This window comes from Burkholderia sp. F1, from assembly GCF_050813845.1.
GTDB lineage: Bacteria > Pseudomonadota > Gammaproteobacteria > Burkholderiales > Burkholderiaceae > Burkholderia > Burkholderia ubonensis.
The window spans coordinates 2,614,687-2,627,189 of sequence record NZ_CP172421.1 but is presented as its reverse complement, the minus strand read 5'-3'; the positions used below and the strand labels follow the sequence as shown (position 1 = coordinate 2,627,189).

Annotated in this window: 12 protein-coding genes; 11 read left to right on the top strand and 1 reads right to left on the bottom strand. The window is 65.8% G+C overall.

The features are described from left to right. Positions 1-18 precede the first annotated feature (18 nt). The 7 genes from ACFIMZ_RS12430 to ACFIMZ_RS12400 all read left to right on the top strand — a co-directional run bounded on the left by ACFIMZ_RS12430 (position 19) and on the right by ACFIMZ_RS12400 (position 5,655). A complete protein-coding gene (locus ACFIMZ_RS12430; protein WP_431819781.1) occupies positions 19-516 on the top strand; it encodes an OmpH family outer membrane protein in 498 nt (165 codons plus the stop codon). Positions 517-532: 16 nt separating this feature from the next. Continuing rightward, positions 533-1,615: a UDP-3-O-(3-hydroxymyristoyl)glucosamine N-acyltransferase gene (gene lpxD, locus ACFIMZ_RS12425; protein WP_431819780.1), complete on the top strand. Its 1,083-nt coding sequence runs from the start codon at positions 533-535 to the stop codon at positions 1,613-1,615. Between the two features lie 130 nt (positions 1,616-1,745). Further along, positions 1,746-2,213, top strand: a complete 468-nt coding sequence (fabZ, locus tag ACFIMZ_RS12420; RefSeq protein WP_006495559.1) for a 3-hydroxyacyl-ACP dehydratase FabZ — start codon at positions 1,746-1,748, stop codon at positions 2,211-2,213. A 57-nt stretch (positions 2,214-2,270) separates the two neighbouring features. Next, positions 2,271-3,059: an acyl-ACP--UDP-N-acetylglucosamine O-acyltransferase gene (gene lpxA, locus ACFIMZ_RS12415; RefSeq protein ID WP_431819779.1), complete on the top strand. Its 789-nt coding sequence runs from the start codon at positions 2,271-2,273 to the stop codon at positions 3,057-3,059. A gap of 3 nt (positions 3,060-3,062) precedes the next feature. Further along, complete coding sequence (gene lpxB, locus ACFIMZ_RS12410; RefSeq protein ID WP_431819778.1) at positions 3,063-4,235, top strand: lipid-A-disaccharide synthase; 1,173 nt, start codon at positions 3,063-3,065, stop codon at positions 4,233-4,235. Then, a complete protein-coding gene (gene rnhB, locus ACFIMZ_RS12405; protein ID WP_431819777.1) occupies positions 4,232-4,876 on the top strand; it encodes a ribonuclease HII in 645 nt (214 codons plus the stop codon). The genes lpxB and rnhB overlap by 4 nt, the downstream gene beginning before the upstream one ends. Then, positions 4,873-5,655, top strand: a complete 783-nt coding sequence (locus tag ACFIMZ_RS12400; protein WP_431819776.1) for a TrmH family RNA methyltransferase — start codon at positions 4,873-4,875, stop codon at positions 5,653-5,655. Before rnhB ends, ACFIMZ_RS12400 begins: the two co-directional genes overlap by 4 nt. 112 nt (positions 5,656-5,767) lie before the next feature. On the opposite strand, the gene ppsR is transcribed toward ACFIMZ_RS12400, so the two are convergent. Beyond that, complete coding sequence (ppsR, locus tag ACFIMZ_RS12395; protein WP_060235022.1) at positions 5,768-6,583, bottom strand: posphoenolpyruvate synthetase regulatory kinase/phosphorylase PpsR; 816 nt, start codon at positions 6,581-6,583, stop codon at positions 5,768-5,770. A 376-nt stretch (positions 6,584-6,959) separates the two neighbouring features. Between ppsR and ppsA the strand changes: the two genes are divergently transcribed. From ppsA to ACFIMZ_RS12375, 4 genes are all read left to right on the top strand, one after another. Beyond that, positions 6,960-9,359, top strand: a complete 2,400-nt coding sequence (ppsA, locus tag ACFIMZ_RS12390; protein ID WP_431819775.1) for a phosphoenolpyruvate synthase — start codon at positions 6,960-6,962, stop codon at positions 9,357-9,359. A 122-nt stretch (positions 9,360-9,481) separates the two neighbouring features. Then, positions 9,482-9,916 (top strand): NfeD family protein, encoded by a 435-nt coding sequence (locus ACFIMZ_RS12385; protein ID WP_431819774.1) that lies wholly within the window; start codon positions 9,482-9,484, stop codon positions 9,914-9,916. Between the two features lie 31 nt (positions 9,917-9,947). Then, complete coding sequence (locus ACFIMZ_RS12380) at positions 9,948-10,895, top strand: SPFH domain-containing protein (protein WP_431819773.1); 948 nt, start codon at positions 9,948-9,950, stop codon at positions 10,893-10,895. A gap of 184 nt (positions 10,896-11,079) precedes the next feature. Then, positions 11,080-12,461 (top strand): IS3 family transposase gene (locus ACFIMZ_RS12375; RefSeq protein ID WP_431819772.1). Its coding sequence is split into 2 segments (ribosomal slippage): positions 11,080-11,560 and positions 11,560-12,461, totalling 1,383 coding nucleotides; the frame shifts between segments, so codons are not numbered across the junction. Positions 12,462-12,503 lie beyond the last annotated feature (42 nt).

Genomic DNA, 12,503 nt, shown 5'->3' with positions numbered 1-12,503 from the left:
AAGTTTTCGAAACGAGTGATGTGCGCGCTGACCGTTGCGCTGGCCCTGGGCGCCGCGACGGTGCACGCACAGGACGTCGCCCGCATCGCGGCGGTCAATTCGGATCGGATCCTGCGCGAGTCCGTCCCCGCGAAGGCGGCGCAGACGAAGCTCGAGGCCGAGTTCGCGAAGCGCGACAAGGATCTGCAGGACATGGCGCAGCGCCTGAAGTCGATGTCGGATTCGCTCGACAAGAACGGCACGTCGCTGTCGCCGGGCGATCGCGCGCAGAAGCAGCGCGACCTCGCGCAGCTCGATACCGACTTCCAGCGCAAGCAGCGCGAGTTCCGCGAGGATCTCAACCAGCGCCGCAATGAAGAGCTGGCGGCGGTGCTCGAGCGCGCCAACAAGGTCATCAAGCAGATCGCCGAGCAGCAGAACTACGACCTGATCGTGCAGGAAGCCGTGTACGTCAGTCCGCGCATCGACATCACCGACAAGGTGCTCAAGGCGCTCGCGTCCGGCTCGGTAAACTGAACGGAGCGGACGACGAATGGCATTGACGCTTGAGGCACTCGTAAAGCGGTTCGGCGGCGAGATCGCCGGTGACCACCAGTGCCCGGTCGGCGGCCTCGCGCCGCTCGACCAGGCCGGCCCCCAGCAGCTCGCGTTCCTCGCGAACCCGAAATACCTGTCGCAGGTCGAGACGACCCGGGCAGGCGCGGTGCTGATCGCGCCGAAGGATCTGGAGAAGCTGGGCGCGGCCGCTAGCGGCCGCAATTTCATTGTGACGCCGAATCCGTACGCGTACTTCGCACGCGTCGCGCAGATGTTCATCGACCTCGCCGCGCCGCCGCGCGCCGCGGGCGTGCATCCGAGCGCGACGATCGATCCGGCCGCGCAGGTCGCCGCGACCGCGGTGATCGGCCCGAACGTGACGATCGACGCGGGCGCGGTGATCGAGGACGGCGTGCAGCTCGACGCGAACGTGTTCGTCGGCCGCGGCACGAAGATCGGCGCCGGTTCCCACCTGTATCCGAACGTGTCGGTTTACCACGGCTGCCGGATCGGCCCGCGCGCGATCGTGCATTCGGGCGCGGTGATCGGCTCGGACGGCTTCGGCTTCGCGCCGGACTTCGTCGGCGACGGCGACGCGCGCACCGGCAGCTGGGTCAAGATCCCGCAGGTCGGCGGCGTGGCGATCGGCCCGGACGTCGAAATCGGCGCGAACACGACGATCGACCGCGGCGCGATGGCGGACACCGTCATCGAGGAATGCGTGAAGATCGACAACCTGGTCCAGATCGGCCACAACTGCCGGATCGGTGCCTACACGGTGATCGCCGGGAACGCGGGGATCGCGGGCAGCACGACGATCGGCCGCCACTGCATGATCGGCGGCGCGGCCGGCATCGCGGGCCACGTGACGCTCGGCGATTACGTGATCATCACCGCGAAGTCGGGCGTATCGAAATCGCTGCCGAAGGCAGGCATCTACACGAGCGCATTCCCGGCCGTCGACCACGGCGACTGGAACAAGAGCGCAGCGCTCGTGCGCAATCTCGACAAGCTGCGCGACCGCATCAAGGCGCTCGAGACCGCACTGGCCGCCCAGGGCGGCGGCGCGGACGCGTAACCCATACCATGCGACATCATGAACCGGGCAGGGACGGCGCGTGCCGCCCGGTTCGACCGACAGGGCCGGGCGCCGGCCCGCATCAGCACTTGCTTCACCACCGCGCAGCCTCTGCGTGAGACGAACCATCATGAGCACTGAAAAAATCAATCTCGACATCCACAAGATCCTCACGCTGCTGCCGCATCGCTACCCGATTCTGCTCGTCGACCGCGTGCTCGAGCTCGAGCCGCACAAGGGCATCAAGGCGCTGAAGAACGTGTCGATCAACGAGCCGTTCTTCCAGGGACATTTCCCGAAGCGGCCGGTGATGCCGGGCGTGCTGATTCTCGAGGCGCTCGCGCAGGCGGCCGCGCTGCTGACGTTCGCGGAAGAGCAGCCGAAGGACCCGGAAAACACGCTGTACTACTTCGTCGGCATCGACGGCGCGCGCTTCAAGCGCGTGGTCGAGCCGGGCGACCAGCTGATCCTGAACGTGACGTTCGAACGCTATATCCGCGGCATCTGGAAGTTCAAGGCAGTGGCGGAAGTGGACGGCAAGGTCGCGGCGGAAGCCGAGCTGATGTGCACGGTCAAGACGGCCGACGCGGCGCCCTGAGCGACGCGGCACGCATGGCAACGCAACGCGACACATCATATTGAGAGGCAACGGCGCATGACCAGGATTCATCCCACGGCGATTGTCGAGCCGGGCGCGCAGATCGACGAATCGGTCGAGATCGGCCCGTACGCGATCGTCGGCCCGCACGTCGCGATCGGCGCGCGTACCACGATCGGTTCGCACAGCGTGATCGAAGGTCACACGACGATCGGCGAGGACAACCGCATCGGCCATTACGCGTCGGTCGGCGGCCGGCCGCAGGACATGAAGTACCAGGACGAGCCGACCCGGCTCGTGATCGGCAATCGCAACACGATCCGCGAATTCACGACGATCCACACCGGCACCGTGCAGGACGCCGGCGTCACGACGCTCGGCGACGACAACTGGATCATGGCCTATGTGCATATCGGCCACGACTGCCGCGTGGGCAGCCACGTGATCCTGTCGAGCAACGCGCAGATGGCTGGCCACGTCGAGATCGGCGACTGGGCGATCGTCGGCGGGATGTCCGGCGTGCACCAGTTCGTGCGCATCGGCGCGCACGCGATGCTCGGCGGCGCGTCGGCGCTCGTGCAGGACGTGCCGCCGTTCGTGATCGCGGCCGGCAACAAGGCCGAGCCGCACGGGATCAATGTCGAAGGATTGCGCCGCCGCGGCTTCTCGCCCGATGCGATCTCGGCGCTGCGCAGCGCATACCGGCTGCTGTACAAGAACGGCCTGTCGCTCGAGGAAGCGAAGGTGCAGCTGCGCGAGCTGGCGGAAGCCGGCGGCGACGGCGACGCGCCGGTCAAGGCGCTCGTCGCGTTCATCGACGCGTCCCAGCGCGGCATCATCCGCTAAGCGATGTCGCTCCCGACCAACCAGCTCCGGCTTGCAATGGTGGCGGGCGAGCCGTCGGGCGACCTGCTCGCGGCGTCGCTGCTCGGCGGGCTGCACGAGCGGCTGCCGGCGTCGGCCCGGTATTACGGGATCGGCGGCCAGCGGATGATCGCGCATGGCTTCGACTCGCACTGGCAGATGGACAAGCTGACGGTGCGCGGCTACGTCGAGGCGCTGGGCCAGATTCCGGAGATCCTGCGGATCCGCGGCGAGCTGAAGCGGCAGCTGCTCGCCGACCGGCCGGACGCGTTCATCGGCGTCGACGCGCCGGACTTCAACTTCAATGTCGAGCAGGCCGTGCGCGACGCGGGCATTCCGGTCGTCCACTTCGTATGCCCGTCGATCTGGATCTGGCGCGGCGGCCGGATCAAGAAGATCGCCAAGTCGGTCGACCACATGCTGTGCCTGTTCCCGTTCGAACCGGCGATCCTCGACAAGGCGGGCGTCGCGTCGACCTACGTCGGCCATCCGCTCGCCGACGAGATCCCGCTCGAGCCCGATATGCACGGCGCGCGGATTGCGCTGGGCCTGCCGGCCGACGGCCCGGTGATCGCCGTGCTGCCCGGCAGCCGGCGCTCGGAAATCGCGCTGATCGGCCCGACGTTTTTCGCGGCGATGGCGCTGATGCAGCAGCGCGAGCCGGGCGTGCGCTTCGTGATGCCGGCGGCGACGCCGGCGCTGCGCGCGCTGCTGCAGCCGCTCGTCGACGCGCACCCGCAACTGGCGCTGACGATTACCGACGGCAGTGCGCAGGTCGCAATGACGGCGGCGGACGCGATCCTCGTCAAGAGCGGCACCGTGACGCTGGAAGCCGCGCTGCTGAAGAAGCCGATGGTGATCTCGTACAAGGTGCCCTGGCTGACCGGGCAGATCATGCGCCGGCAGGGCTACCTGCCGTATGTCGGCCTGCCGAACATCCTCGCCGGGCGCTTCGTCGTGCCGGAGCTGCTGCAGCATTTCGCGACGCCGGAGGCGCTGGCCGACGCGACGCTGACGCAGCTGCGCGACGACGCGAACCGCCGCACGCTCACCGAGATATTTACCGAAATGCATCTTTCGCTGCGGCAGAACACGGCCGCGAAGGCCGCCGAAGCGGTCGTGCGCGTGATCGAACAGCGCAAGGGACGGCGCGCATGACGGCAGCACGCACACCGCGTCGCCGCGCGCCGGCCGACGCGCAGGGCGGCTTCGACTTCAGCCGCCCCGACGAGATCGTCTGCGGCGTCGATGAAGCCGGACGCGGCCCGCTCGCAGGCCCGGTCGTGGCCGCCGCGGTGATTCTCGATCCGGCGCAGCCGATCGACGGGCTCGACGATTCGAAGGCGCTCTCGGCGAAGAAGCGCGATGCGCTGTACGAACTGATCATTGCGCGTTCGAGCGCGTACTGCGTCGCGTCGGCGAGCGTCGACGAAATCGACACGCTGAACATCCTGCACGCGACGATGCTCGCGATGAAGCGGGCCGTCGAAGGGCTCGCGGTCGTGCCGACGCTCGCGCAGATCGACGGCAACCGCTGCCCGACGCTGTCGGTGCGCGCCGAGGCGATCGTCAGCGGCGATGCGCTGGTGCCGAGCATCTCGGCGGCGTCGATTCTCGCGAAGGTCACGCGCGACCGCATGCTGGTCGACCTGCACGAGCGCTTTCCGGTCTACGGGTTCAACGTGCATGCGGGCTACGGCACCGCGAAACACCTTGCCGCGCTGCGCGAGCACGGGCCGTGCGAAGCGCATCGCCGCTCGTTCGCGCCGGTGCGCGCGGCGCTCGACATGATTCGATGAAAGTCATTACTTCAAGGGACAACCCGCTGTACAAGCGCCTGAAGGCGCTCGCGGGTTCGACGTCGCATCAGCGCCGCAGCGGCCAGGCGCTGCTCGAGGGATTCCATCTCGCGAGCGCGTATCTCGACACCGGCGCGACGCCCGAACTGTGCGTCGCGACCGAAGGCGCGCTGCGCCACGACGAGGCGCAGGCGATCGTCGCGCGCATCGACGCGCACCGGCTTGTCACGCTGCCCGACGCGCTGTTCGGCCAGCTGTCGAACGTCGTCAACGGCGTCGGCTTCCTGCTGCTCGTCGACCGGCCGTCCCATCCGCTGCCCGCGCGCGTGACCGACACGTCGGTCGTGCTCGACGGCGTGCAGGACGCCGGCAACGTCGGCTCGATCCTGCGCAGCGCGGCAGCGGCGGGCGTGAAGCACGTGTTCTGCGCGCCGGGCACCGCGTACGCGTGGTCGTCGAAGGTGCTGCGCTCGGGCATGGGCGCGCATTTCCTGCTGTCGATCCACGAGGACGTCGAGGCGGGCGCGCTCGCCGATCGGATCGGCGTGCCGGTCGCGCTGACGGATTCGCACGGCGCGCAGTCGATCTACGATAGCGACCTGGCCGGGCCGGTCGTCTGGGTGTTCGGCAACGAGGGCGCCGGCGTGTCGGCGTTCTGGCGTGACGCGGCGACGCATCGCGTGACGATTCCGCAGCCGGGCGGGATGGAGTCGCTGAACGTCGCGGCCGCGGCCGCGGTCTGCCTGTTCGAGCAGGTGCGGCAGCAGCGCCGCGCGTGACGGTGCGGGGCGGCAGGGCGGTCACGCCCGCCGCTGCGAAACGAAAAAGGCCGCGTGTCGCACGCGGCCTTTTGTCTTTCCGGGGCGGGAAGGGCGGCGCGCCCGCGCCGCGTCAGTACGATTGCCGGTCGAGGCGGACTTCCTGCAGGATCGTCGTCGCGATCTCCTCGATCGACTTGTGCGTCGACGACAGCCACTTGATGCCTTCGCGGCGCATCATCGCTTCGGCTTCGTTGATCTCGTAGCGGCAGTTCTCGGGCGCCGCATACTTGCTGCCCGGCCGGCGCTCGTTGCGGATCTCGGACAGGCGCTGCGGGTCGATCGACAGCCCGAACAGCTTGTCGCGGTGCGCGCTGAGCGCGGACGGCAGCTTGCCGCGCTCGAAGTCTTCCGGAATCAGCGGATAGTTCGCGGCCTTCACGCCGTACTGCATCGCGAGGTACAGGCTCGTCGGCGTCTTGCCGCTGCGCGACACGCCGACGAGGATCACGTCGGCTTCCGACAGGTTGCGATTCGACTGGCCGTCGTCGTGCGCGAGCGAGAAGTTGATCGCCTCGATCCGCGTCTTGTATTCCTCGGTGTCCGCGTTCTGGTGGCCGCGGCCCATCGCGTGGCTCGACTTCAGCTGCAACTCCTGCTCGAGCGGCTCGACGAAGCGCTGGAACATGTCGAGCACGAGCGCGTTCGAGCGCTTGACGATCTCGTTCGACTCGCTGTCGACGAGCGTCGTGAACACGATCGAGCGGCGGCCGTCGTGCACGGCGGCTTCGTTGATCTTCTCGACGGTCGCATACGCCTTGTCGAGCGAATCGACGAACGGCACGCGCACGAGGCGGAATTTCTGGTCGAACTGGGAGAGGATCGAATGCGCGAAGGTCTCGGCAGTGATCCCGGTGCCGTCGGAGACGATGAAAACGGTAGGCAGCATGAATCTGGACGTCGAACGTGAAGGGCGGTTGCGCGGGCGGCTGGAGGTCGCTCTCCGGGCGCAGTGACAAGGTCGCGCCACATCCGGCAGCCGGCACGGTAGAATAGCGGCAACCTGTTGGATAAGCAATTGCGGGGGCCATGCGCGACGCGCGCAGCGCGCTTGCCGCAAGCGATTGAAAATTCCCGGAAAGTTCGGCGATATGGCTGCAAATTTCGCCCTTCTGCCGGGATTTTTGTAAATCGGGTCGAAAGATTTTCGAGCCCGGCGATTGTTTATCTAACAGGTTGCACAAGACGCGCCGCGCCTTTTTGCAAGCGCCCGCGTTCAAGCCCACTTGCGCGATCGAGCATTTTTTTCACACTTAGGGGCTTGTATGACTAACGCAGCAAACGTCGCAAAGGACCAGGCGTATGTAATTCCGTTCGAGCAGTTGCGGATGACCGATGTGGAGATCGTCGGCGGCAAGAATGCGTCGCTCGGCGAGATGATCAGCCAGCTTGCGTCGGCAGGCGTGCGCGTACCCACCGGTTTTGCCACGACCGCGCTCGCATTCCGCGATTTCCTCAAGCACAACGACCTTACCGACCGCATCGCGAAGCGTCTCGAGTCGCTCGACATCGACGACGTGAAGGCGCTCGCCGAAGCCGGTGCGGAGATCCGCAAGTGGATCGTCGACGCGCCGATGCAGTCGCGCCTCGAGCAGGACATCCGCGCGCAGTTCGAAGTCCTGCAGAACGGCTCGCCGGGCGAGCTGTCGTTCGCCGTGCGCTCGTCCGCGACCGCGGAAGACCTGCCCGACGCATCGTTCGCGGGCCAGCAGGAGTCGTACCTGAACGTCGTCGGCATCGACGACGTGCTCGACCGCATGAAGCACGTGTTCGCGTCGCTGTATAACGATCGCGCGATCTCGTACCGCGTGCACAAGGGCTTCACGCACGCCGAAGTGGCGCTGTCGGCCGGCGTGCAGCGCATGGTCCGCTCGGACGTCGGCGCGGCCGGCGTGATGTTCACGATCGACACCGAGTCGGGCTTCAAGGACGCCGTGTTCATCACGTCGAGCTACGGCCTGGGCGAAACCGTCGTGCAGGGCGCGGTGAACCCGGACGAGTTCTATGTGTTCAAGACCACGCTCGCGCAGGACAAGTACCCGATCATCCGCCGCTCGATCGGCTCGAAGCTGATCAAGATGGAGTTCACGCAGCCGGGCGAGCCGGGCCGCGTGAAGACGGTCGACGTGCCGCACGAGCAGCGCAACCGCTACTCGATCACCGACGAGGACGTGATCGAGCTGGCGAAGTACGCGGTGATCATCGAGAAGCACTACCAGCGCCCGATGGACATCGAGTGGGGCAAGGACGGCCGCGACGGCAAGATCTTCATCCTGCAGGCGCGCCCGGAAACCGTGAAGAGCCAGGCGAACGGCAAGGCCGAGCAGCGCTTCAAGCTGAAGGGCCAGTCGCAGGTGCTGGCGACCGGCCGCGCGATCGGCCAGAAGATCGGCGCGGGCCCCGTGCGCGTGATCCAGGACCCGTCGGAAATGGAGCGCGTGCAGCCGGGCGACGTGCTGGTCGCCGACATGACCGACCCGAACTGGGAGCCGGTGATGAAGCGCGCGGCCGCGATCGTCACGAACCGCGGCGGCCGTACCTGCCACGCGGCGATCATCGCGCGTGAGCTCGGCGTGCCGGCGGTCGTCGGCTGCGGCGACGCGACCGACGTGCTGAAGGACGGCGCGCTCGTCACGGTGTCGTGCGCGGAAGGCGACGAAGGCAAGATCTACGACGGGTTGCTCGAGACGGAAGTCACCGAAGTGCAGCGCGGCGAACTGCCGGAAATCCCGGTGAAGATCATGATGAACGTCGGCAACCCGCAGCTCGCGTTCGACTTCTCGCAGCTGCCGAACGCCGGCGTCGGCCTCGCGCGTCTCGAGTTCATCATCAACAACAACATCGGTGTGCACCCGAAGGCGATCCTCGAGTACCCGAACATCGACCAGGACCTGAAGAAGGCGGTCGAGAGCGTCGCGCGCGGCCATGCGTCGCCGCGTGCGTTCTACGTCGACAAGCTGACGGAAGGCATTGCGACGATCGCCGCGGCGTTCTATCCGAAGCCCGTGATCGTGCGGATGTCCGACTTCAAGTCGAACGAGTACAAGAAGCTGATCGGCGGTTCGCGCTACGAGCCGGACGAGGAAAACCCGATGCTGGGCTTCCGCGGCGCGTCGCGCTACATCGCCGACGATTTCGCGCAGGCGTTCGAGATGGAGTGCCTCGCGCTCAAGCGCGTGCGTGACGAGATGGGCCTGTCCAACGTCGAGATCATGGTGCCGTTCGTGCGGACCGTGAAGCAGGCGGAGCGCGTCGTCAACCTGCTCGCGAAGTTCGGCCTGAAGCGCGGCGAGAACGACCTGCGCCTCATCATGATGTGCGAAGTGCCGACCAACGCGATCCTCGCCGAAGAGTTCCTGCAGCACTTCGACGGCTTCTCGATCGGCTCGAACGACCTCACGCAGCTCACGCTCGGCCTCGATCGCGACTCGGGCATGGAACTGCTCGCGGTCGATTTCGACGAGCGCGACCCGGCGGTCAAGTTCCTGCTGAAGCGCGCGATCGACACCTGCCGCAAGATGGGCAAGTACGTCGGCATCTGCGGCCAGGGCCCGTCCGATCACCCGGACTTCGCGCAATGGCTGACCGACGAAGGCATCGTGTCGATCTCGCTGAACCCGGACACGATCATCGATACGTGGCAGGCGCTCGCCAACCGCAAGTAAGATCGGTAACGCTCGTTCGACAGGCGGGCGGCGCGTCCGCCTGCCGGATGAAGGCAAAACGCAAGGTTCATGCTATAAACACCCCGATAAGCACCGGGGTGTTTTCGTTTGTAGGAGACCACATGATGTCGGGGCATCTGTTCTGGTGGATCGGGGTAGGCGTGCTGGTCGTCGGCGAACTGCTGACGGGCACGTTCAATCTGTTGATGATCGCGCTCGGGTTTCTCGCGGGCGGCCTGCTGCAGGTGGCCGGCTTCGCGCCGCACGTACAGTTCGGGGCGGCCGCCGTGGTCGCGATCGGCGCGATGGTCGTGCTGCGCCGTTCGGGGCTCGGGCGCAGGCAGAAGCGCGACGCGTCGGCCAATCCGGACGTCAATCTCGACATCGGCGCGACCCTCACGGTCGACGCGTGGCGCGACCGCCGCGCGCGCGTCCAGTACCGGGGCGCCGAATGGGACGTCGAGCTGGCCGAAGGCGAGCGCGACGACGCGCGCCTTTACCAGGTGCACGCCGTGCGCGGCAACTGCCTCGTGGTCGTGGCGAAACCCGCGGGCTGATCGTCCGCTGACAACAAGGAGGGAACGCTTCATGGACTCGCTGATCATCTGGGTCGTCCTGCTCGTCATTGCCGTCGTGATCGTGTCGAAGACGGTGAAGATCGTGCCGCAGCAGCACGCGTGGGTGCTCGAACGCTTCGGGCGCTATCACGCGACGCTGTCGCCTGGCCTGAACATCGTGCTGCCGTTCGTCGACCGCATCGCGTACCGGCACGTGCTGAAGGAAATCCCGCTCGACGTGCCGAGCCAGGTCTGCATCACGCGCGACAACACGCAGCTGCAGGTCGACGGCGTGCTGTACTTCCAGGTGACCGATCCGATGAAGGCGTCGTACGGGTCGAGCAACTTCGTGCTCGCGATCACGCAGCTTGCGCAGACGACGCTGCGTTCGGTGGTCGGCAAGCTCGAGCTCGACAAGACCTTCGAGGAGCGCGACTTCATCAACCACAACATTGTTTCGGCGCTCGACCAGGCCGCGGCGAACTGGGGCGTGAAGGTGCTGCGCTACGAGATCAAGGACCTCACGCCGCCGAAGGAGATCCTGCATGCGATGCAGGCGCAGATCACCGCGGAGCGCGAGAAGCGCGCGCTGATCGCCGCGTCGGAAGGCCGCAAGCAGGAGCAGATCAACCTCGCGTCGGGCGCGCGCGAAGCCGCGATCCAGAAGTCCGAGGGCGAGCGGCAGGCGGCGATCAACCAGGCGCAGGGCGAGGCGGCGGCGATTCTCGCGGTTGCCGAGGCGAACGCGCAGGCGATCCAGAAGATCGCGAACGCGATCCAGTCGCAGGGCGGGATGGATGCGGTGAACCTGAAGGTCGCCGAGCAGTACGTCGGCGCGTTCTCGAATCTCGCGAAGCAGGGCAATACGCTGATCGTGCCGTCGAACCTGTCGGATCTCGGCACCGCGATCGCGTCGGCGCTGTCGATCGTCAAGCATGCGGGGCCGGCGGGAGCCGGCACGCCGGCCGGCAAGGGCTGAGCGGCGTCGCCGCGGCGGTCTTGCCGCGGCTGCGTCGTGCGCCGGGCATGCGGCGAATTGCCGCGCGACGAAGTGCGTGTCCTGCCGCCCGCCGGCGCGTCACGCTTGCCCACCGGACAAAGGCCCGCTTCGAGTGAACTGAACCCCAGGAGTTGGACATAGATCCGACCCTTGGGTTTTTTTCATGTTGAAGCACGACGAGCGATTAAAGCTCAAAGTAGTGAAGCAGTATTTGGCGGGAGGGATAGGCTTCAGAGCCTTGGCCCAGGCCCATGGGGTGGGCCGAACCTTGGCGCGGCAGTGGGTTGCGGAGTACAAACTGCACGGTATTGATGGGCTGCGCCGCAAGGGTCACAGCGAGTACAGCGCGCAATTCAAGCGTGAGGCGCTGGAGCGTATGCAGCGAGAGAATCTGTCCCGTACGCAGATGCAGGCGATACTGGGTATCCGAGATCCTGGAGCACTTGCCCGTTGGGAACGCCAGTATCATGACGGCGGTTTCCCAGCCCTGTTACCGCGCCCCAAGGGGCGCCGCCCCAACAAGATGTCGACTTTACCGCCTACCGAACCTACGCCGTCGGACGCCGAATCGGATACCCGTACCCGCGAGCAATTGCTCAAGGAGAACGAATACCTGCGCGCGGAGGTGGCCTATCTAAAAAAACTCGATGCCTTGATTCGGGCGGAGCAACGTCAGACACGACGCGCAAAGCGCAAGTAGTGCTCGAATTGAGGCAAGACCATGCATTGGCCATCCTGCTGGACGTAGCGGGATTGGCGCGCAGTACTTTTTACTACCAGCAGAAAGCGCTTCAAGCCGGAGATCGTTACGCCGGGCTCAAGCAACGCATCCGTGCGATCTACGAGTCCCACCGGGGCCGGTATGGCTATCGGCGTATCACGGCGGTAGTCCGACAGGCTGGAGAACAGATCAATCACAAACTGGTTCGGCGCTTGATGGTTCAGCTCGGCTTGAAGTCGCTGGTGCGGCCGAAGAAGTACCGCTCCTATCGAGGAACGGTAGGCCGTGTTGCCCCGAACCTGCTCAACCGGCAATTCAAGGCGCAGCGACCTAACGAGAAGTGGGTCACGGATGTCACCGAATTCAACGTGAAAGGCCGCAAGCTATACCTGTCGCCGGTGATGGATCTGTATAACGGGGAGATCATTGCCTGGCAGAGTGCTGTCCAGCCGACCTTCGATCTGGTTGGAAGCATGCTGAGCAAAGCGTTCTCCCGTCTCGGGCAAGGCGAGCGCCCTCTGCTGCATTCCGATCAAGGATGGCAGTACCAGATGGCTGCCTATCGAAGACTGCTGGATCAGCGGGCGATTCGCCAGAGCATGTCGCGCAAGGGCAACTGCCTGGACAATGCCGCGATGGAAAGCTTCTTTGGTACGCTCAAGGCAGAGTTCTTCCACTTGAACGAGTTCGACAGCGTTGAACAGCTACAGGCTGGGATCCAGCAGTACATCCATTACTACAACCACGAACGTATCCGGCTGAAACTAAAAGGGCTGAGTCCTGTGCAGTACAGAACTCAGCCCTTCTTGGCCCAGCATTCTTGAACCGTCCAACTTCCGGGGTTCAGTTCATCGAGCGGGCCTTTT

Excerpts from the sequence above, each read along its gene's own strand:
- ACFIMZ_RS12430 (WP_431819781.1), top strand. The coding sequence starts at position 19 with ATGTGCGCGCTGACCGTTGCGCTGGCCCTGGGCGCCGCGACGGTGCAC.
- lpxD (WP_431819780.1), top strand. The coding sequence starts at position 533 with ATGGCATTGACGCTTGAGGCACTCGTAAAGCGGTTCGGCGGCGAGATC.
- fabZ (WP_006495559.1), top strand. The coding sequence starts at position 1,746 with ATGAGCACTGAAAAAATCAATCTCGACATCCACAAGATCCTCACGCTG.
- lpxA (WP_431819779.1), top strand. The coding sequence starts at position 2,271 with ATGACCAGGATTCATCCCACGGCGATTGTCGAGCCGGGCGCGCAGATC.
- lpxB (WP_431819778.1), top strand. The coding sequence starts at position 3,063 with ATGTCGCTCCCGACCAACCAGCTCCGGCTTGCAATGGTGGCGGGCGAG.
- rnhB (WP_431819777.1), top strand. The coding sequence starts at position 4,232 with ATGACGGCAGCACGCACACCGCGTCGCCGCGCGCCGGCCGACGCGCAG.
- ACFIMZ_RS12400 (WP_431819776.1), top strand. The coding sequence starts at position 4,873 with ATGAAAGTCATTACTTCAAGGGACAACCCGCTGTACAAGCGCCTGAAG.
- ppsR (WP_060235022.1), bottom strand. The coding sequence starts at position 6,583 with ATGCTGCCTACCGTTTTCATCGTCTCCGACGGCACCGGGATCACTGCC.
- ppsA (WP_431819775.1), top strand. The coding sequence starts at position 6,960 with ATGACTAACGCAGCAAACGTCGCAAAGGACCAGGCGTATGTAATTCCG.
- ACFIMZ_RS12385 (WP_431819774.1), top strand. The coding sequence starts at position 9,482 with ATGATGTCGGGGCATCTGTTCTGGTGGATCGGGGTAGGCGTGCTGGTC.
- ACFIMZ_RS12380 (WP_431819773.1), top strand. The coding sequence starts at position 9,948 with ATGGACTCGCTGATCATCTGGGTCGTCCTGCTCGTCATTGCCGTCGTG.